Annotated in this window: 20 protein-coding genes; 18 read left to right on the top strand and 2 right to left on the bottom strand. The window is 57.9% G+C overall.

Annotated features, from left to right (window positions below; genetic code table 11):
• The first annotated feature begins 89 nt into the window (after positions 1-89).
• The 3 genes from CR254_RS00235 to CR254_RS00225 all read left to right on the top strand — a co-directional run bounded on the left by CR254_RS00235 (position 90) and on the right by CR254_RS00225 (position 2,526).
• Complete coding sequence (locus tag CR254_RS00235; protein WP_097927806.1) at positions 90-875, top strand: GntR family transcriptional regulator; 786 nt, start codon at positions 90-92, stop codon at positions 873-875.
• A gap of 126 nt (positions 876-1,001) precedes the next feature.
• On the top strand, positions 1,002-1,592 hold the full coding sequence (locus tag CR254_RS00230; RefSeq protein ID WP_097927805.1) for a TetR/AcrR family transcriptional regulator: 591 nt from the start codon (positions 1,002-1,004) through the stop codon (positions 1,590-1,592).
• A 28-nt stretch (positions 1,593-1,620) separates the two neighbouring features.
• The gene (locus CR254_RS00225; protein WP_245851324.1) at positions 1,621-2,526 is read left to right on the top strand and encodes a DMT family transporter; all 906 of its coding nucleotides are present in this window, start codon (positions 1,621-1,623) and stop codon (positions 2,524-2,526) included.
• Between the two features lie 23 nt (positions 2,527-2,549).
• Here CR254_RS00225 and CR254_RS00220 read toward each other — a convergent pair whose 3' ends face one another.
• Complete coding sequence (locus tag CR254_RS00220; RefSeq protein ID WP_097927804.1) at positions 2,550-2,906, bottom strand: hypothetical protein; 357 nt, start codon at positions 2,904-2,906, stop codon at positions 2,550-2,552.
• Positions 2,907-2,980: 74 nt separating this feature from the next.
• Complete coding sequence (gene map, locus CR254_RS00215) at positions 2,981-3,730, bottom strand: type I methionyl aminopeptidase (RefSeq protein WP_097927803.1); 750 nt, start codon at positions 3,728-3,730, stop codon at positions 2,981-2,983.
• A gap of 280 nt (positions 3,731-4,010) precedes the next feature.
• On the opposite strand from map, the gene CR254_RS00210 reads away from it, so the two are divergent.
• The 15 genes from CR254_RS00210 to CR254_RS00140 all read left to right on the top strand — a co-directional run bounded on the left by CR254_RS00210 (position 4,011) and on the right by CR254_RS00140 (position 19,844).
• Positions 4,011-5,183 (top strand): MFS transporter, encoded by a 1,173-nt coding sequence (locus CR254_RS00210; RefSeq protein WP_097927802.1) that lies wholly within the window; start codon positions 4,011-4,013, stop codon positions 5,181-5,183.
• Entirely contained in the window at positions 5,180-6,343 is a 1,164-nt protein-coding gene (locus CR254_RS00205) for a thiolase family protein (RefSeq protein ID WP_097927801.1), read from the top strand. Before CR254_RS00210 ends, CR254_RS00205 begins: the two co-directional genes overlap by 4 nt.
• Positions 6,340-6,729 carry a Zn-ribbon domain-containing OB-fold protein gene (locus CR254_RS00200; RefSeq protein ID WP_097927800.1) on the top strand — a complete coding sequence of 130 codons (390 nt, stop codon included), beginning with the start codon at positions 6,340-6,342 and terminating at the stop codon, positions 6,727-6,729. The genes CR254_RS00205 and CR254_RS00200 overlap by 4 nt, the downstream gene beginning before the upstream one ends.
• Entirely contained in the window at positions 6,719-8,380 is a 1,662-nt protein-coding gene (locus tag CR254_RS00195; protein WP_097927799.1) for an acetate--CoA ligase, read from the top strand. The genes CR254_RS00200 and CR254_RS00195 overlap by 11 nt, the downstream gene beginning before the upstream one ends.
• Positions 8,381-8,478: 98 nt before the next feature.
• Positions 8,479-9,294, top strand: coding sequence for a sugar phosphate isomerase/epimerase family protein (locus CR254_RS00190; RefSeq protein WP_180955838.1), 816 nt, complete (start codon positions 8,479-8,481; stop codon positions 9,292-9,294).
• On the top strand, positions 9,284-9,829 hold the full coding sequence (locus CR254_RS00185) for a DAK2 domain-containing protein (protein WP_097927797.1): 546 nt from the start codon (positions 9,284-9,286) through the stop codon (positions 9,827-9,829). The genes CR254_RS00190 and CR254_RS00185 overlap by 11 nt, the downstream gene beginning before the upstream one ends.
• Positions 9,826-10,833: a dihydroxyacetone kinase subunit DhaK gene (locus CR254_RS00180; RefSeq protein WP_097927796.1), complete on the top strand. Its 1,008-nt coding sequence runs from the start codon at positions 9,826-9,828 to the stop codon at positions 10,831-10,833. The genes CR254_RS00185 and CR254_RS00180 overlap by 4 nt, the downstream gene beginning before the upstream one ends.
• 20 nt (positions 10,834-10,853) lie before the next feature.
• Entirely contained in the window at positions 10,854-11,774 is a 921-nt protein-coding gene (locus tag CR254_RS00175; RefSeq protein WP_097927795.1) for a tagatose 1,6-diphosphate aldolase, read from the top strand.
• Positions 11,771-13,240, top strand: coding sequence for an aldehyde dehydrogenase family protein (locus CR254_RS00170; protein WP_097927794.1), 1,470 nt, complete (start codon positions 11,771-11,773; stop codon positions 13,238-13,240). The genes CR254_RS00175 and CR254_RS00170 overlap by 4 nt, the downstream gene beginning before the upstream one ends.
• 51 nt (positions 13,241-13,291) lie before the next feature.
• Complete coding sequence (locus CR254_RS00165) at positions 13,292-14,029, top strand: GntR family transcriptional regulator (protein ID WP_180955837.1); 738 nt, start codon at positions 13,292-13,294, stop codon at positions 14,027-14,029.
• A gap of 16 nt (positions 14,030-14,045) precedes the next feature.
• The gene (locus CR254_RS00160; RefSeq protein WP_097927792.1) at positions 14,046-15,464 is read left to right on the top strand and encodes an L-fucose/L-arabinose isomerase family protein; all 1,419 of its coding nucleotides are present in this window, start codon (positions 14,046-14,048) and stop codon (positions 15,462-15,464) included.
• Between the two features lie 95 nt (positions 15,465-15,559).
• Positions 15,560-16,612: an ABC transporter ATP-binding protein gene (locus CR254_RS00155; RefSeq protein ID WP_097927791.1), complete on the top strand. Its 1,053-nt coding sequence runs from the start codon at positions 15,560-15,562 to the stop codon at positions 16,610-16,612.
• A 30-nt stretch (positions 16,613-16,642) separates the two neighbouring features.
• Positions 16,643-17,992 carry an ABC transporter substrate-binding protein gene (locus tag CR254_RS00150; RefSeq protein WP_219617964.1) on the top strand — a complete coding sequence of 450 codons (1,350 nt, stop codon included), beginning with the start codon at positions 16,643-16,645 and terminating at the stop codon, positions 17,990-17,992.
• Positions 17,993-18,070: 78 nt separating this feature from the next.
• Complete coding sequence (locus CR254_RS00145; protein WP_097927789.1) at positions 18,071-18,979, top strand: ABC transporter permease; 909 nt, start codon at positions 18,071-18,073, stop codon at positions 18,977-18,979.
• A 1-nt stretch (position 18,980) separates the two neighbouring features.
• The gene (locus CR254_RS00140; protein ID WP_219617963.1) at positions 18,981-19,844 is read left to right on the top strand and encodes an ABC transporter permease; all 864 of its coding nucleotides are present in this window, start codon (positions 18,981-18,983) and stop codon (positions 19,842-19,844) included.
• Positions 19,845-19,848: the final 4 nt, after the last annotated feature.

Here is a 19,848-nt window from a genome sequence, read left to right as displayed (position 1 = left end):
TCTCATACCTATATAGAAATACGGATAGACCTCAGGATGCAAGTGTGGTTTCAAGTTATTTGTCGAACAGCATGTGAACGGAGATTGCGATGACGGACAGAGCCAGCACCGCCGAACAGCTGCAAGATGACGCAGAGTTGACCGATACCTTGGTCAAGGCGCCGCTGCATGAGCAGGTCAAGGACCGGATCATGCGCCGGATCATTCTGGGCACATGGGGGGAAGGTTTTGTCCTGCCGCCTGAAACAGAATTGGCCAAGCAGTTCAGTGTTTCATATGGGACGATCCGTCGAGCGATGGCTGATCTAACCGCGCAGGGCGTTATCATGCGTCGGCGCAAAACGGGTACGGTGGTAACAGGGCGCACCCCGCATCATTCAATGTCGCAGTTTTATCGGTATTACCGGCTGCATTCGAACGAGGGTCAGTTGATGACCTCTGAAACCCGTTTGATTGACACCTGCCATCGCCCTGCAACCGCAGCGGAGGCGCAGCGGTTGGAGATTCAGGTCGGGGCGCCTGTTGCCTTTATGCTGCGGGAACGTCTGTATCAGGGCCGTGTTGTTATGATTGATCGGGTGACGCTGCCATTATCGCGGGCGCCTGACTTTCCTGCGGATGTAAAGGACGCGCCTGTTTTGCTGTATAAGTGGCTGCTGCAAAACCACCGCCTGCAAATCGCCGCCGTTCGGGAGCGTCTGGCCGCCCGTATCGCCACGGCTGAGGATTTGCGGCTGATGCATCTGGATTTAACCGAGGTGCGCGCCTTGCTGGATATCGACGCTGTGTCCTACGATTCAATGAACCGCCCTCTGGTGGCCATGCGTCATGCGGCTCTTACGGAAGATCACTGCTATATCAATGAGATAAGGTGATTTTGATGAGTGTCAGATCTAGAGTGGTGCTTTGACTGCTCCCCTCTAGTTGGAGTTGGGGCGCTATTATATCTTGTTAGGGTTTGAAGATAGGTATACCGGTCTACCTATCGTGGAGATGCTTTGATGACCGAACAGAAAAAAATACCGACACAATCTGCATATGACCGTTTGATGCAGGCGGCCATGATCCTGTTTTACAATCACGGCATTAGCGGCACGGGCATCGATGCGATTGTTGAGCGGGCAGGCGTCGCAAAGAAGAGTCTTTACAATAATTTCGCCTCCAAGGCCGACCTCGTGAACCAATATATCGAGGCGCGTCATGCGGAATGGCTGGCGCTCTATGATGACCGCTTGGTGGCTGCAAAAAATCCGCAGCAACGTATTCTTGCGGTTTTCGACGCCTATCAGGATCACGCAGAATTCGCCTATGAGCGAGGGTTTCGCGGTTGTGGTCTGCTAAATGCCGCGGCTGAGTTAGAGGTGGGTGACATCGGGCGGATTGCTGTCAAACGGCATAAAGAACAGGTCGAGAGCATCCTCGCAGGGCATTTGTCGGAGCTGCTGCCCAATGATCCCGCGCGCGTGATTATACTGGCAGCCCAGATTTCGTTTCTATTGGAGGGTGCAATGTCCCGGGCTGGGCTGGAGGGCAGCAGTGCGCGGGTTGTCATGGCAAGGGTGATGGTCGTCGACATGTTGCAGGGGCTTTGATGTGATGCGGGGGCAAATCGGGGGTGTCTTGGCCATCCTGTTTTCAGCTTTTGTCTGGGGAACAACCGGCACGGCAGCAACCTTTGCCCCTGATGTCAGCGCTGCGGCGATTGGCGCAGCGGCAATGGGTGTGGGTGGTGTCGCACAAGCCCTCGTCGCGGGACGTGGCATTGTGCGATCATGCGCCGCGCTGTGGAATCAGCGTCATCTGGTGCTGCTTGGCGCGGTTTCCGTCGCGATTTACCCGTTGGCCTTTTATGGTTCGATGCGGTTAGCCGGCGTAACCGTTGGGACCGTCATTACAATTGGCTCCGCGCCATTGCTGTCAGCGCTGATCGAGTATGTTCTGGATCGCAGTAAGCTGACCTTGCAGTGGTCCGTTGGGGCGCTTGTCGGGTTGATCGGCATGGGGTTGATCTGCGCAGCGGAAAACGTGTCCCATGGTGACGTAGGCGGCGGTGCATCTGTGCCACTAGGTGTGTTCTTGGGCCTGATCGGTGGCCTGACCTATGCACTGTATTCATGGAGCGCGCGCAAAATGATGTTGCAGGGGACGCGCTCATCGGTGGCAATGGGGGCTACGTTTGGTATCGGCGGTCTGTTGCTGATGCCGGTGCTGGTCGTTACGGGTGGGCCGTTCCTGACCTCGTGGAACAATGCGGCGGTCGGAATTTATATGGCCGCTGTGCCGATGTTTCTGGGCTACCTTACCTTTGGCTACGGGCTTTCGCGCGTGCAGGCGAGCATGGCAACGGTAATCACACTTCTGGAGCCGGTGGTGGCGGCTGTTTTGGCCGTTTTGATCGTCGGGGAGCGTTTGCCTAGCCTCGGATGGGTTGGCGTTGGCATGGTGGTTGGGTGCCTTGCGATTATTACGCTACCTATTGGTTTGGCGCGCAGGCCGGTTGCGCAGCCCCGTTTTGAGCAGCCGTAGTCATGGGGTTCTAAGCGTGCAGTTCAGGAAAGCTGAACCGTTAGCGCGAGTGCAAAGATCGCAGTTGTGATTGGTCCCCACAGCGTTCGCTCCGCAGATGATGGCGTGATCCAGTTCAGCACCATCATGATTGCGTTTATCGCGACGGCGACCCATCCCGTCCATGACGGCCACTGGGGCCAGTGGCCGCTAGTGGATAATATGGCGAGCGCCATTCCCGCCAGCAGAACAATTGATATGGCTGCTACGATACGGCCGGAGCGCGGCAATGGTCCCTCAACCTGTCCGCCCTGCGTAATCCGGCCCCACGGGGCGCCGATTATCAGTGCGATCTGAAAGCCGATAACACCAAGGATCAGCATGCAGTAGATATAGGACATGTGAACCTCTCTGGATTAACAGCATGATTTTGGGGCATCAAATCGGAACGTCCATGTGGTTGCGAAACGCAGTATCAGCTTGGCACTGTTACGATAATAGGCCCACGATCTGTCGCGACAACGGTATGCTCATATTGAACAACAGGTGCGGCGGGGGCGCTATATAGCGTCCAACCATCATCGCCGTCAGTTGCCCACAGGCCGCCTTTCGACAGGAATGGTTCGACAGTCAAAACCAGCCCCTTGTTAATGCGGCGCTTGTCGCCGCGTGTGGGCCAGGTCGCAATCTCCTCGGGGTATTCATGGATGGTTCGGCCAACACCGTGGCTGCACAAGTTCTGTATCAGTGTATAGCCACGATCAGACGCAAATTTGCCAATGGCCTTGCCAATTCCGGCAATAGGTTTGTTGCTGGCCACTTGATTGACGCCAATCTGCATTGCGCGTTTTCCGTCCCTGCAAAGGCGGTCCAGTGACGGCTTTACCGGTCCAACACGGAATGTCGCGCCATTATCAGCGAAATAGCCGTTCTTTGAGGCTGATACGTCTATATTGACCAAGTCACCCGCCCGAATGATGCGATTGCCGGGAATGCCGTGGGCAATTTCCTCGTTTATGCTGATGCACGTTGCGCCAGGGAAATCATATGTCGATTGCGGGGCAGATACTGCGCCCTCGCGCTGTAATAGAGCGCGGCCAATCTCATCAAGCTCACCGGTTGTCATGCCCGGCTCCATGGCTCTGGCCATTGCATGCATCGTGTTTGCAACGATACGTCCGATTTCCTTTAGAGCATCGAGTTCATCTTCATGTGTAATCGTCATTCGCTGCCCTTGGCTGTTCGCTGCCGGGACATTCTAAGGGTGAGCATACGACATGTCTCGCCTCAAATTGCTGCCGGTAGATCGACCGTAATTATTCGGTTTCGCCCGGCTGCGTTGCGGGTGCTGTAGGCAGCCGCCCTAGAGCATTCCGGGGTGCGTGGCTTTCCCTGTTTCGCCATATCCGCCGCATTGATGTGAAATGCATTTTGACAGGTGACTTGAATCACTTTATTGAGTAGTACAAATTTGTTCTAACATATATGTCGGGATAAGAGCGCGAATGGCACAGCCGCATCACAGCAACGACCAAGCCCGCTATGTGCGCGCGCACGGCGCTGCGCAGTTGCTGTTCTGGAGCGGTTTTTACTATTTGCTGCCCGCGCTTTCCGCCAATATCGCGGCTGAGACGGGGTGGCCGGTGCTGCACATCTCAACCACATACACGCTGGCCTTTATCTTCTGGGCGCTGTGCGCGCCGGTGGTTGGTGGTTTGATTGATGCAGGGCACGGGGCGCGGGTCATGCGGGGCGGTGCCATTGCCGCGATCATCCTGCTGGTCGCCGTGTCGCAAGTGTCCGACCGCATGATCTTTAGTGCTTTGGTCGTGCTGCTGGGGGCCTGTATGGCGGCCACGCTTTATGAGCCGTGCTTTGCCGTAATGATGCGACGATTGCAGCCTGCCGGCTCAGATGCTGTCGCGACGGTGACGTTGATCGCAGGGTTTGCGACTTTGCTGACATTTCCGCTGGTGATCGGGCTGTCATCGGTGATGGGCTGGCAGCATATCGTGCTGGTCTTTGCCGGGCTGGCCAGTATCGGGCTGATGTTTCTACCGGTTGAGGGCGCACCTGCGACCCAGATCGTGCGTGATGCCTCCAAATTGCCGTTGGATCGGGGGCCGGTGCTGATCGCGCTGTCCTTTGGTCTGGTGATGATGGGGCACTCAATTCTGCTATTCCTGCTGCCCGTCGCGTTGAGCGCGGCCCATAGCGATGCGACTGCTGCAATGTTGGCATTGGCGATTTTGGGGCCTGCCCAGATAGCAGGTCGGACATTGTGGAAGTACTACGGCGGTGCCTTTAGCCCCCAAAATTGCGCGATGGTTATGTTCATCTGCCTCTGCGTTCCGGCGGCATTGCTGCTGGTGTTAGGGACGGGGTCCATTGCGGTATACGTCGCGCTGATTATTCAGGGCGCGTGCTACGGCGTTCACACAATTTTGCGTCCCAGTTTGGCACAGATCTACCTAAAACCCTCGCATATGGGGCGCGGTTTGGGGGCAATTGCGATGGTCGGTTTGCTGATGATGGCGACGGGACCGGCTGTCGGAGGGTTGATCTGGACCCTATCGGGGCTGTCGGGACTGATGCTGGCGATACTGGTGTTGAACGCGATTGCTCTGCTGCTGGGAATTGCCCTGCGCAGGACACCACCACGTGAGGGGACGCTATGATTTCGGATGTTTCATTTGCGGGCGGTGCGATGACGCCATTCAACCGGCGCAAGGATGGCAGCTCGTTCCGCGATTGGGCGCGACGTGCGACCCGTGATGCGCTGACGGATGCGGGCTTGCAAGCGTCCGATATCGATAGCCTGATCGTCGCATCCGAGAGCGACTTTTTCACCCTACAGCTAAACCCCGCAGCACTGCTGGCGGATGAATGCGGTCTGACCGGCGTTGCGGCAAAGCGGGTTGAGGGGGGCGGTGCCTCGGGCCATTTGGCGGTCCATGCCGCTGTGGCAGATGTGGCCAGCGGTATGGCGCGGCGCGTGCTGGTTTTGGGGGTGGAGCCATCTGCCTCGCACCTGCGCGGAGCGGATGTTGGTGCGCTGTACAGCCTGTCCTTTGATGCGTGGACTGATGGGATGACGGGGGTGGATTCAACCTCGCTATATGCATTATCGGCGCAGGCGTTTATGGCGCGCACCGGTGCAACCGTTGATGATTTCGCTGCTGTTGCAGTGCGCAACAGGGCGCATGCGCGGGCCAACGCGAACGCGCATTTGCAGCTGGATATTACGGCGCAGGATGTTGCTGCCTCACCGGTTGTGGCCTCACCCTATCGGCGGTTGGATTGCTCGCCGCTTAGCGATGGGGCGGCTGCGATTATTCTGGCGCGGACCGCAGATTTGCCTGCGCGATCGGGGCGTGCGCGGTTTCGGGCGGCGGCCAGTGCGACGGATACCGTGCGACTGGGTGAGCGGCACGATCCCGGATTTTTCGCGGGCAAACAGCGTGCGGCGCAACTTGCATATGCAATGGCAGGGGTCACGGCTGCGGATATCGGCGTGGCCGAGGTATATGACAGCTATTCCGGCGCACAGCTTCAGGCGTTGCAGGCCTTGGGGCTGGCGAATTCACGTGCACTAGCGGCGGAGCGTGACGGCTATTTTGCGGCGGATGGCATGGTGCCGGTGAATCTGTCCGGCGGATTGCTGGGGCAGGGCGCGCCGGTTGGGGCGACAGGGGTCGCGCAAATTCTGGCGGCGGCATTGCAGCTTGAGGGCCGCTATTTTGGCAGGCAAGCGCAGAACCAGCCTCGATTTGCACTCGTCGATACGCATGGCGGCATCGCGACATCAAATGCGGTCAGCATTCTGGAGGCCCCATGAAACATCACCTTGGTCTGGATTACACGATACCGGTGGGCGATCTGGCCCCCTATTTCGAGGCGTTGCAGGCCGGAAATGCGCTGGCCAGCGCATGCGGTAAGTGCGGTCATGTGGCCTTTCCAGCTCGAGCCCAATGCGGTGCCTGTGGTGCAACGGACCTGAGATGGAAGCCGCTAACGGGCAGGGCGCAAATCCTGTTCCGCACGGATGCTGCCAGCAGCAGCTATGCCTTGGTCAAATTCGACGGGGCAGACAGCAGCAGCACCGTCGGGCTGTGCAATCCAGAACAAAAAACATCGTCTGGCCGCTTGGCTGTTCCGATTGGGGACGCTGCGGGGCTGTGGCTGACACTGACAGATAATAAAGGGGAAGAAGATGAACGTTGAGGTTTTTGAGGCGTGGTCCGCAGATGATCTGGCAAAGATTGGCCTGATCCGGCAGGACGGCGCGATTGCGATCGACATCGCACCGGATGCAAACATCTACCACATGACCGTCGGCGCGCAGATCGCGGCAGGGCGGCAGGATGCACGCGCTATGACGTTCGAGGGGGTCGATGGCTCCTTGCAGAATTGGACCTTTGGTGAGATTGACGCACAAGCCTCGGCATTGGCGAGTGAGCTGCGCGCGCGGGGCTATGGTCGCGGCGATCTGATCGGCTTGCACACCGGTATGCGCCCTGAAACCGCAATCGCGCATATGGCCGTGTGCAAGCTGGGCGCGACCGCCGTGACCCTGTCGCAGCTATACGGGCCGGATGCGCTGGCGCATGCGATGAACCATAGCGAGGCGCGTTGTTTGCTGAGCGTTGAGGGCGCGTGGGCCCCGTTGCGCGCCGAGGCAGCGACCTTGTTCCCGCACCTGACCGATGTATTCGTGTCGGGCACCACCGGTGATGAACCGGATCTTACCGTGATCCTAAACACGCCGGCGGCGGATGATTTCACGCCGGATTATACCGGTGCCGATGATCCGGCCCTGCTGATGTACACATCCGGTTCGACCGGCATGCCCAAGGGGATTTTGCACGGGCATCGTGTGCTTGCCTCCTATCGTCCGTCGATCAGCCTGTTTTTCGACCTGTCCATGCATGATGAGGATGCGGTGTTCTGGTCCCCGTCCGATTGGGCGTGGGTTGGCGGATTGCTCGACATGCTGTTCCCCGCATGGCTGGCTGGCCGCCCCGTTGTCACATCCGAGGCGCGGTTCAAGGCGGCATGGGTCTATGACTTTATGGCGCGGCACAAGATCACGCATACTTTCCTAGCCCCAACCGCGATCAAGCGTTTAGCCGAAACAGCGCAGCCACGTGATGAATATGATCTGTCCTTGCGCGTGATCTGTACCGGTGGGGAAGCATTGGCCGCTGAAACGCTGGCATGGGCCGAAAATAACCTGAAGGTCGTGTGTAACGAGTTCTATGGCATGACCGAGGTGAACCATCTGATCGGCAATTGTGCGGCGCTGTATCCACGCCGTCCGGGGTCCATGGGCGTTGCCTATCCGGGGCATGATGTGCGCCTTGTCGATGCGGATGGGAACGACGTTGCCGATGGTGAGCAGGGCGAGATTGTAACGCCGAACACCGCGCCAACACGTTATCTGGGCTATCTGAAAAACGCGGAGAAGGATGCGGAGCTGCGGCTTGGCGATTTCATGCGGACCAATGATTTGGCTGTGCGCGATGCAGACGGGTATTTCTGGTACAAGGGACGTTCGGACGATCTGATCAAATCCTCGGGTTTCCGCATCGGTCCGGCAGAGATTGAAGAATGCCTGCTGGCCCATCCCTCGGTGGCCGAGGCTGGCGTGATCGGCAAACCGGATGCGGATCGTGGTAGCATTGTTAAGGCGTTCATCCGCCTGAGCGTCGGCGCAATCGGGGATGATGCCCTGATCGCGGAGCTGAAAACCCACGTGCGTGAGCGGTTGGCCCCCTATAAGGCACCGCGCGAGATCGCCTTTGTCACTGATTTCGAGATGACATCGTCGGGTAAAATCAATCGCCGCGCGTTGCGGGCCAGCGAAACCGCGTGATAGGCGGTTGACCTGCGTGATTTGTTAGTACTAATATGTAGTAACAATAAGAAGCATCGGGGATGGTGATGAAGTTTGGAATTCATGCAGGGCTTTGGATGAAGACCTGGGCCGATGATCCGGCCCCGATCTTCAAGACTGCGGCGGATATCGGATTTGACGGGGTTGAGGTTTCGCTGCTGGGCATTGGCATGGATCGTGCCGAGCTGATCGGAAAACAGGCTGCGGATTGCGGGTTGGAGCTGACATGCTCTACCGGCCTAGGCCCTGATGCGGACCCGACATCGCCTGATGCGGATGTGCGTGCAAATGCTGTCGCGACCCTGACCGAAGCGGTCGCGATCACGCAGAAGCTAGGCGCGCGCGGTCTGGCTGGCGTCGTTGCTGCCCCTTGGGGTGTTTTCGATCCAGCTAACAAGATCGCGCGGGCCGAGCGCGCGGCCAAGACATTGAACTCCCTGGACGATGTCTTGGCCGACGCCGGCGTAAAGCTGGGGATCGAGGCGCTGAACCGGTTCGAGGGCGACCTGACCTCAAACGCTGCGGAAACCTGTGCAATTGCGCGGGCGGCAGGGTCGGATCATATCGGCGTCCTGCTCGACAGTTTTCACATGAATATCGAGGAAAAAGACCCGCCAGCAGCCCTGCGCGCGGCGGGTGATACCTTGGTCCATTACCACGTATCCGACAATGATCGCGGTGTGCCGGGCAGCGGGCGTTACGACTTCCCCGCTGATGCCGCCGCGCTGCGTGACATCGGCTATGACGGCTGGGTTGTGGCGGAGATGTTCGTGATGGCGGGCAATCCTGCCAGTGCCGACCTGAACATCTGGCGCGATATCGAACCCGATCCAACACAGGCCGCGATCCAAACGCTCAAATATCTGAGGGAGGTTTTTGACCATGTCAGCTGAGCTATTTTTCACCCAACTGCACCAGAAATTCTCGGATCAAATGGCGCATCTGAATGCGTTGGATGCGGCTGTCGGGGATGGCGATCATGGCTCGACCATGTTGCGCGGTTTGACCAAGGCAGCCGGTGCTGCGGATGGCCTGCGCGCCAAGGCATTTATGCGCGCATCGGGTGGCGCATCCGGCACGCTGTTCGGGCTGATCCTGATCGCGATTGAGTCTCATTTGGACACCGGCGCCGATCTGGCGCAGGGCCTGCAAACCGCCTGTGACCGCATTTGCGACTTGGGTGAGGTAAAGGTCGGCGACAAGAGCATGGTTGATGCGCTGTCCCCCGCCGTTGATGCGCTGAAGGTCGGCGATCTGAATGCCGCCATTGCTGCGGCCGCCGCAGGGCGTGATAGCACCAAACCGCTCGTCGCACGGCGTGGACGTTCGCAATATGTTGAGGAGGGGGGCAAAGGCCATATCGACCCCGGTTCCGTTTCGGTTGTGATCTTCCTGCAAACTCTGGCCGAGGTGGGAGCCACCGCATGAAAAAGCTGTTTAACACCCCGGAAACAATGGTCGACGATATGCTCGACGGTTTCGTCACGGCCTATCCACAGGTCAAGCGTGGCACCAGCGATCCGCGTGTCATCGTGCGCGATAGCAATGCGAAAAACGCGGATGAGAAGGTCACGCTGCTGATCGGCAATGGCTCCGGCCACGAACCTATTGCGATGGGTTTTGTTGGGCAGGGCCTGCTGGACGCGAATGTGGTGGGCGATGTGTTTGCCGCACCCTCCGCCGATCTGGTGCTGGATGGCATTGCCGAGGTTTCGGGCAAGGCGGGCACGATCCTGCTGATCTCGCAGCATTCCGGCGACATGATTAACGGGCGCGCGGCCACGATGATGGCGCAGGACGAGGGCATTAACGTGCTGCACCTGCCGATGTATGACGACATATCCGCTGCGCCGCCCGAGCGTAAGAAGGATCGTCGCGGCGCCCCCGGTACGATGTTCATCTACAAAATTCTTGGTGCGGCAGCCGAGGAGGGCATGCCCCTGCAAGAGCTGTTCGATCTGGGTGAGGCAGTGCGTGACCGCATCGTCACCTTGGCTGCGGCTGTGTCGCCGGGTGTTTCACCACTGACCGGCCAGCCGATGTTCAGCCTGCCGGATGATGAGATTTTCCTGGGCATGGGCGTACATGGTGAACCCGGTGTGGGTCGGGTCAAGGTGGGGCCGATTGCGGATCTGGTTGATCTGATGGTGGACAAACTACTGGCCGACCGCCCCATCGCGGATGGCGGGCGTGCCTGCGTTATCATCAACGGCATGGGCGGCACCACAATGATGGAGCAGCTGACCATCTGGAACGAAACCCGTGACAAGTTGGCGCGCCATGGCATCACCGCCATTGCCCCGATGATCGGTAGCTATGTGACGACACAGGAAATGGGCGGGTTCTCGATCTCACTCATGGAACCGACCGATGCGATGCTGACCTATTGGCGTGCAGGTTCCGACACGCCCTCCTTCCCCTCAATCAATTGATCCCAAAAGGAATTGACCTAATGAGCACAGATATCTTGAAACTCGATGGCTCGGTCTTTGGCGTGGCTGTGGATCAGGGCAGCGGGCTGGAGGCGGCAATCAAAGCTGCACGTGGTGCTGCCGCGCAGGATGATGACCTGCTGCAATTCAAACGCATCGTGGTTGAGGTGCTAAGCCCCGACGCGACGACCCTGTTGGTGGATGCCAATTACGGGCGTGAGTTGCTGCCGCATTACGACGCGAACTGCACCAAAATGCTGGCCTTTGAGGCGGATGTTTACAAAATCTCCGACGAGGATCGCATCACCGCACTGCCCTCAAATCTAGAGGTTTCCGACTTTCCCGATCTGGGCGCTGAGATCCTGAAATTCTTCCTCTACTTCGGCCCGAATGACACCGCTGAACTGAACCAGCGTAAGTTTGACTTGGTTGAGGATATCGGCCAGCGCTGCCGTGCCAATGGCGTGACCTATTTGTTCGAGCCTATCGTTTATGATCGCGCGATCCCCGATGGTACGTCCGCGGAGTTTGCGGCGATCAAGCCGGGCTTGGTGCAATCCGCCACCCGTTCCTTTGCTGATCCGAAATTCAATATCGATATCCTCAAGGTTGAGGTGCCCGTCAATTTCGACTTCGTTGAGGGTGCCGGAACCGCGCAAATGTCCCGCGCCGATGCCGAGCGTGCCTTTGTTGAGGCGGCGGAGGCGGCAGGCGATGTGCCGCTGCTATATCTCAGCGCGGGCGTTACGTTTGAGCAGTTCCGCGACACGCTGAAATTCGCGCGCAAGGCTGGCGTAAACCCGCTCGGCTTTATGTGTGGCCGTGCCATCTGGAACGATGCAATCGGCATTTTCGGTGCTGAAGGCCCCGCCGCGATGGAGCGTTGGATGCAAAGCGTCGGACGTCAGCGTTTGGCCGCGTTGAAAGAGGCGATCGGATGAAACTGCTAGACATGCATCGGGACGTCGCCGCGTTCCTTGATAAGGTTCAGGGTTTGCGCATTGCTGATGCGCAGATTACGACCTCAGCCGTGTTTGACGTTGTCGACCCCTCGTTCGACACGGTTGCTGCACAGGTTTCGATGGGAACTGCGGCTGATATTGATCACGCGGTTTCGGCCGCGCGTGCGGCGCTGTCCGGCCCATGGGGCACAATGACGGCCCATGATCGCGGTCAGTTGCTGTGGAAGCTCGCCGACGCGATTGAGGCGAACAAGCAGATTTTTGGTGAGCTGGACGCAATCGATAACGGTAAGCCGATGCATGTCGCGCGTGATGTGGATGCGGTCTATTCCGCCCGCCACTTCCGCTACTTCGCTGGCTGGCCGAGCAAGTTTGAGGGGCGGACGATTCCGGTCTCCTCACCCGGTAAGATGAACTTCACCAAAGTGGAGCCGGTGGGCGTTTGCGGTTTGATTACGCCGTGGAATTACCCAACGCTGATGGTTGCGTGGAAGCTGGCTCCGGCCCTTGCCGCGGGCAATACTATCGTGCTGAAGCCGGCAGAGCAAACGCCGCTAACCGCGCTGTATCTGGCTGATTTGGCGCGTCAGGTTGGTTTTCCAGCAGGTGTTCTGAACGTCGTGCCGGGGCTGGGCCGTGATGCAGGGGCCGCGCTGGCCGCGCATCCGGGTGTGGACAAGGTGGGCTTTACCGGTTCCACCGAAACCGGGCGGCGCATTGTTGAGGGGTCTGTTGGCAACCTCAAGAAAGTGTCTCTGGAATTGGGCGGAAAGGCAGCGAATATCCTGTTCGCGGATGCTGATCTGGATAAGGCGGTCGCTGGTTCGTTCTGGGCGTTGTTCGGCAATAACGGCCAATCCTGTACGGCAGGTGCGCGGTTGTTTGTGCATCGCTCGATCAAGGATCAGGTGGTCGAGCGTTTGGCCGAAATGGCCAAGGGACTGTCCGTTGGTCCCGGTATGGATGCAAAACCGCACGATCTGGGCCCGGTGATCTCACGCCCCCAGATGGAAAAGGTGCTCGGCTATATTGATGCCGGTCGCGCACAGGGAGCGGAGGTTGTCGCGGGTGGTGCCCGGCAGGGTAAGACCGGCTATTTCGTCGCGCCAACCGTGATGCAATCCGTGACCGACAATATGACCGTCGCGCGCGAGGAAATCTTTGGCCCTGTTCTGTGTGTTCTGGATTTCGATGATGAGGAAGAAGTCATCGCACGGGCAAATGATACCGAGTTCGGATTGGCTGCTGGCGGCTGGACACAGGATTTGGCACGCGCAATGCGCCTGTCCGAGCAGCTAAAGGCCGGAACTTTGTGGATCAATACATGGGGCGATACCGATCCGGCCTCACCATTTGGTGGCATGAAGCAAAGCGGCTACGGGCGTGAAATGGGTGAGGAAGCCATGGCACTATACTCGCAGACCAAAAGTGTCTGGCTAGGATAGAGAATTTCTGATTGGATAGTATCAATTGAAGTTATCCATAAGATGGACCCCATGAAAACCAGCACGCCTCCAAAATATCAGGTCGTTCACGACGCTATATTGTCCCGCCTGATGGCGGGGCACTATTCGATCGGTACACGGTTGCCGACAGAGGAATTGCTGTCCAAAACCTTTGACGTCAGCCGTGTCACAATCCGTAAAGCGTTGGAGATGCTGGTCCGTGCCGGTTATCTGACAGCACGGCAGGGCAGTGGTTATGTTGTGGCGACGCTGTCGCCGCCCTCGTCCACCTGCATGGCCTCGTTCACTGATCAGGTCCTGAATGAGGGGCGTATCCCCGGGGCAAAGTTGCTGGGCGTCGATAATCCGACGACTGAAATCAGCGCGCCTGTTCGGGAATTGTTTGACGAGCCTTTGGTGTTGGTCCAGCGCCTGCGCACGGTCGATGGCCTACCGCGGATGTTTACGCAAACGTGGATACCGGTGCGTCTTGCGCCGAATATGGCAGCCTCGGATTTCCCTGAAACGGGGCAGGAACAATCAATTTTACGGATTTTACGGCGGAACTTCGGCGTGGAATGGACGACAGCTTGCGAAACGCTGGACTCTGTCATCGCCAACCCTGAAATCGCCACGCGATTGGATGTCGCGCCTAATACGCCGATCCTGTCACAGGCCTGCACGGCCTTTGATCCATCGGGCCAGCCGGTCTTTTTTGATCAGGTTTATCGTCAGGGCCCGATCAATTTCGACCTTTCGGGCGGTGCCGCCCAACAAACCAGCGCTTAGCAATCGGAACAGCTTTATGTCTTTGACCATCGGCCTCATCAACGCATCCTTGCCCAGCTATTTCCCGCAACGCCACGGTGTGTTCGAGGCAGCGCGCCAGATGTTGGACGAGGTTGCGCAGCAGGGCGGGTATACCATTGCCGAGGCATCGAGCATTCCGATGGATGCGGCGCAGGCACGCGACGCAATGGCCGAGGTTAAGGCCGCTGGTGCCGATTTCATTCTGTTGCTGCATGGTGGTTTCACCATGGGCGATGTGGTGCGAGAAATTGCGCGGGACAGCCTGCCATTAGGTGTTTGGGCAACGCCAGAGCCGGTGCTGACAGGTGATGTGCAGCTCAACAACTTTGTATCGCTGAACATGTCGATGTCGATTGCCCGTGGCGTGCGCGACTTGGCGAAAAATCCGGTGCAATGGTATCTGGGCGCGCCTGAGGATACGGCTCTGACCGCGCGGTTGATCCAAACCCTGCGCGCATTATCGGCGCGTAAGGCGCTGAGCGGTGCACGGGTCGGGGTTGTGGGCGGACTTGCCCCGACATTCTATAATATGGAAGTGTCCAGCGATACGCTGCTAGGTGCGCTTGGCGTGTGGGTCGAGCATGTCGATATGCATAAAATGACCGACTTGATGTCCGCGCAAACGGATGCGGATGTCGCGGCGGAGCTGTCGGCAATGGCGCAGGCAGCCACGGTTCAGGGCGTGTCTGATGTGCAGATGGGCCTGACCGCACGTGCGGTTTTGGCATTGCGCGCAATTGCGGCTGAGGGTGGATATGACGCGCTGGCCGTTTCGGACTGGCCCGCACTTCAGGAAAATCCGGGTATGCATCCCGGCGCGGCGTTTAGCTGGCTGGAGGAGCAGGACCAACTGCCCGTCGCGTCCGAGGGCGATGTGCTAGGCGCGGTGACGCAATTGGCGGTCAAGGCGCTGACAGGGCGGGTTGGATGCTTGCTGGATATGACATCTCCTGATCTGGCTGCGGATCAAATCCTGATGTGGCATGGCGGCGGCGGGCCACTTTATATGGCCAAGGATGATGTCGCGTGGATCAATCACCCGATGATTGGGCGCGGAACCGAAGCAAGCCCGATTTTCGGTGCCATCGCAGATTACGAATTCGCCCATGGCCCCGTGACCGTTGTGCGTGTCGCACGCCATGGCACAGCGCAGTTTGTGGTCGAGGGCGAGGTTCAGCAGGGCTCAGCAGCGGGCTTTACCGGGTGTCGCGGCTGGGTCGGGAACTTCACCGGGAATCAGGGGCCATGCACGGCCAGTGACATCGTAACGACGGTTATGGAGCAGGGGTTGGAGCACCATTTCGTGCTGGTCCCCGGTCATGAAGCAAATGTGTTTGGTGAGTTTGCCGCATGGTGCGGTATGCAGTCGCTGGACGTCATTTCATCACATTCCGGACTGCCCAAGCAGTCGTGAGGATACATCTTAATTGTTGACAGACATGCTGGTTTCCACTTTATTTGTACTAACAAATTGAATGGAATAATTCCACGCAGCGAGGGGAGGCCTAGGTGACAAAAGTTCAGCTCAAGGGCGTACGGAAAGAATTCGGAGCGTTCACCGCTATTTCGCAGATCGATCTGGAGATTGCCTCTGGTGAGCTGGTCGCGCTTCTGGGGCCTTCTGGCTGTGGTAAAACAACGACGCTGCGCATGATGGCCGGTTTGGAAGTACCTACACTCGGTCAGATCCTGTTCGATGATGAGGACGTTTCCGAGGTGCGCGTTCAGGACCGCAATGTCGGTATGGTGTTCCAGCGTTACGCCCTGTTCCCCCACATGACGGTTGAGAAAAACGTGATGTTCGGGCTCAAGGTTCGCGGCACTCCCAGCGACGAGATCAAGCGCCGGTTGGAGGAAATCCTCGACGTGGTGCAGTTGGATCAGTTCCGTCATCGGTTCCCGGCGCAGCTATCGGGTGGGCAAATGCAGCGGGTTGCGATTGCCCGTACATTGATCACCAACCCCTCGGTTCTGATGATGGATGAACCGCTGGCCAATCTGGATACCAAGCTGCGCGGTGAAATGCGGCGCTTTATCCGCGACTTGCAACAACGCCTTGGCATCACGACTGTTTTCGTGACCCACGATCAGGTTGAGGCGATGGAACTGGCCGACCGCGTCGCCGTCATCTTCAACGGCGAACTTGCTCAATATGATGCCCCAGATGCGCTGTACCAACGCCCCAACAGCATTGAAATCGCGGATTTCATGGGTGCCAGCAATATCTTTAAGGCGCAGATCACCGGCGGGATTGCCCGCACAGCCTTTGGCGATTTGCAGTTGGATCAGACGGTTTGTCAGGTGCGTGATGGCAGTGGGCATGTCCTGCTGCGGGCCGAGGCGATCGATCTGCTGCTCAGCGATGCCGACGCCGATCAGAACCTTATAGCGGGCAAGGTAACGGGCCGCGAATTCTTTGGCGCGACTGTGAACTACACCGTTGATTGCAACGGTGAGGCGATCACCGTGAACGAACAATCCCGACGCATGGTCGATGTCGGGCAGGACGTGTGGCTGACAATCCAGCCGCAACGCATCTGGGTCATTCAGAACCCAGTCTAATAACGATCAACTGTAATGGGAGGAAAAGTAATGAAAAAAACACTAATAAGCTTGTCTGTTACCGCCACTCTGTTGGCAAACACAGCAATGGCGCAGGATGCTGATGCCGTCGCATTCCGCGATGCGTTCCTAGCTGGAACCGCAACGTGGGAGGATGTTCAGGCGCGCGCGGCTGAGGAAGGCGCCGTTAACCTGTACTACTGGGGCGGCAGCGATCCGATCAACATCTGGATGGACCGCGTTGTCACGCCTGACCTTGCTGAACTGGGCGTCACGCTGAACCCTGTGCGGATCACCGGCACGAAGGACGCGATTGATCTGGTTCTGGCCGAAATGGGCTCGGGCCGTGGCTTGGGCGAGGGTAGCGTTGATGCGATCTGGCTGAACGGCGAGAATTTCGCGACACTGCAACGGCAGGACGCCTTGTTCGGTTCGTTCGCTGGCATGCTACCGAATAGCGGTAATGTTGAGTGGAACGAGGAAGATCCACGCTCGCTGCTGAACCTGCGTGATTTCGGTGTTGAAACCAATCAGGCCGAGATGCCGTGGTCGGGTGAGCAATATGTCTGCGCGACAAACACCAACCGCTTGGCCAGCGAGGATGTGCCCCACACCTTTGCGGAGCTGTTGACCTATCTACAGGAAAACCCCGGTAAATTCACCTATGTGAAGCCTCCGCACTATGTCGGTAACACCTTCGTTCAGGCCGCAGTTTATGCGCATAACCCAGATGGCACCGGCGCTGAACCGTTCCAGAGCTCGATTGAGGATATGGGTGCAGAGGAACTGGCGCGTCTGATCGCACCGGGTCTGGAATATCTCAAGGAGCTCGACCCCTATCTGCTGGGCGCGCAAAGCGGAAACGCGCTTTATGCAGAGGATAACGCAGCACTGGACGGGATGTTCCTGAACGGTGAGGTTGATATCGCCTGTAAATTCGGTCTGTACGCTGTGGCAACTGGCCTGAATAACGGCACCTACCCTGAGGGCGCCGAGGCATTTGTCTTCCCCGAAGGCAACATGATCAAGAACAAGAACTATCTGGCCATTCCGGCAAATGCACCAAACCCCGCCGCGACCCTGATCATGGTTGATTACATGACCTCGGTTCAGGCGCAGGTGACCAAGCTGCAATTCACCGGTATGCCCCCGGGCGTTGATCCATGGACGCTGACAGATGAGGAAGTGCAGGCGCTGACCGATGCCTCCCCGGGTTTGATCGGCGTAACACAGGCCGAGCTGGACGCGAACACAGCCCCCGATACCAACGCATCGCTGGTCGATGTGATCGAGGCGACTTGGCTGGAATATATCGAGCGTGACAGCACCGACAGCATCGACGTGATCGTTGCGCGCGCGGTCGAAAACCTCGCACAGTAACCTCGGTTCCTGAGTTGATACGCTAGGATCCCGCCCCCGGTCGGGGCCCTGGTTGTCTATCGCCATAAAGGACAAACTATGCCCAGCCCCAGAACAACGGAATTGGCCCGCCACCGCAAAGAACGCATGTGGATGTGGGTACAGCTATCACCCGTCCTTGCCGTATTGACCGTTTTGTTCGGCGGCGCATTGGTATTGGCGGTGATGCAATCGCTCGGCTTTGCGCCATGGTTCGGCGTGAATACCTTCCCTGATTTCAGCTATTTCGGCGCGCTATGGGGCGATTGGTCGTTCTGGCAGTCGCTAGGGCTGACGCTGTATTACGCGACGGTTTCGACCGTTATCGCGCTGATATTGGGCACGCTGCTGGCGCTGGCCTTGGTCCGTACGTTCCCCAGCAAGAAGCTGTATAAGTACCTGTATAAGCTGCCGCTGATGATCCCCTACACGGTGGGTATCGCGCTGGCGGTTATCATGCTGGGCAATGGCGGTATGATCTCACGCATCTTTGCCTTTGTCGGCTTGATTGGTGATCCGTCCGAATTTCCGCAGATTTTGAAAACCCATTATGGCTGGGGCATCATCGCGGTTTACGTTTGGAAGCAGACCCCCTTTGTCACGCTGACCCTCTATGCGGTTCTGCTGGGAGTAGGGCGTGAGACTGAGGAAGCGGCCGCCATTCTGGGCGCGAATAAACGCCAGATTTTCTTTCAGGTGACGCTGCCGCAAATCCTGCCGGGTATCGTGTCATCCACGCTGATCATCTTTGCCTTTAACATCGGCGCGTTTGAGGCTCCGTTTATTCTGGGCGGTGGTTTCCCGGATACTCTGCCAGTGGTCGCATGGCGTTATTTCAACGATGCGGATTACACATTGCAGCTGCAAGGCATGGCAACAGTTGTGTCCATCGCATTGATCGCAAGCGGTATTTTGTACAGCTACCTTGCCTTCTATCGCCGCTATGAACGCCGCATCGGGAGAAACTAATATGGCTCGTCGTCAAATGAAAAGCGCCCTGAACACCCGGCTTTCTTCGTTTCAGAAGATCTATCTGCTGCTGATTGCGGGCTTCATCCTTGGGCCGTTTATCCCACTGATTATTCAAAGCTTCGCGTTCCGCTGGGCGTGGCCGGATATGTTGCCTAGCACATGGTGGCTGGAGCAACGCGACCGCTCGATCCTGCCGCTGGCATGGGATTACGTGCTGTCCCCCTATAGCCGCGTGTGGGAGGCGACGCTGAACACCGTCTTTATCGGGACAGTTGTTACGGCCATTTGCCTTGCCATCTGCCTGCCAGCCGCACGGGTGCTGGCGCGTGAGAAGTTCAAGGGCAAGGCTGCGTTCGAATTCTTCCTGTCTATGCCCCTGATCGTGCCCGAGGCGGCAATCGGTATTTCGCTGCTGATGATCTTTATCAAACTTGGGCTGGCTGGCAGTTATCTGGGCATCATCATCGTGCACCTGATCCCGACGATCCCCTATATGATCCGTATGTTGACGGCGGTGTATCAGGGCCTTGGCCGTGATTTCGAGGAGCAGGCAATGATCCTTGGCGCGTCCAAGTGGCAGGTCATGCGGCTGGTCACATTGCCAATGCTGCTGCCCGGTGTGGTTGCGGGGGCGCTGTTTACGTTCCTTGTGTCTACGAACATCTTCTTGCTGACGTTCTTTATGGGGCAGGGGCAAATCATCACGCTGCCGACCTTGCTGTTCTCGAAAATCGCGGGTGGCACATTGGATGCGTCCGCCGCCGGGATCACGCTGGTCGTTACCATTCCGGGTATCATCCTGCTGCTGATCACCGAACGTTTCATTAAAGAAGAGGCCTTCGGTAAGGGCTTTGGAAATTAAGGAT

This window comes from Pontivivens marinum, assembly GCF_900231835.1.
GTDB classification, from domain to species: Bacteria; Pseudomonadota; Alphaproteobacteria; order Rhodobacterales; family Rhodobacteraceae; genus Pontivivens; species Pontivivens marinum.
The sequence above is the reverse complement of the archived record's forward strand: the minus strand, read 5'-3'. Positions and strand labels throughout refer to the sequence as shown.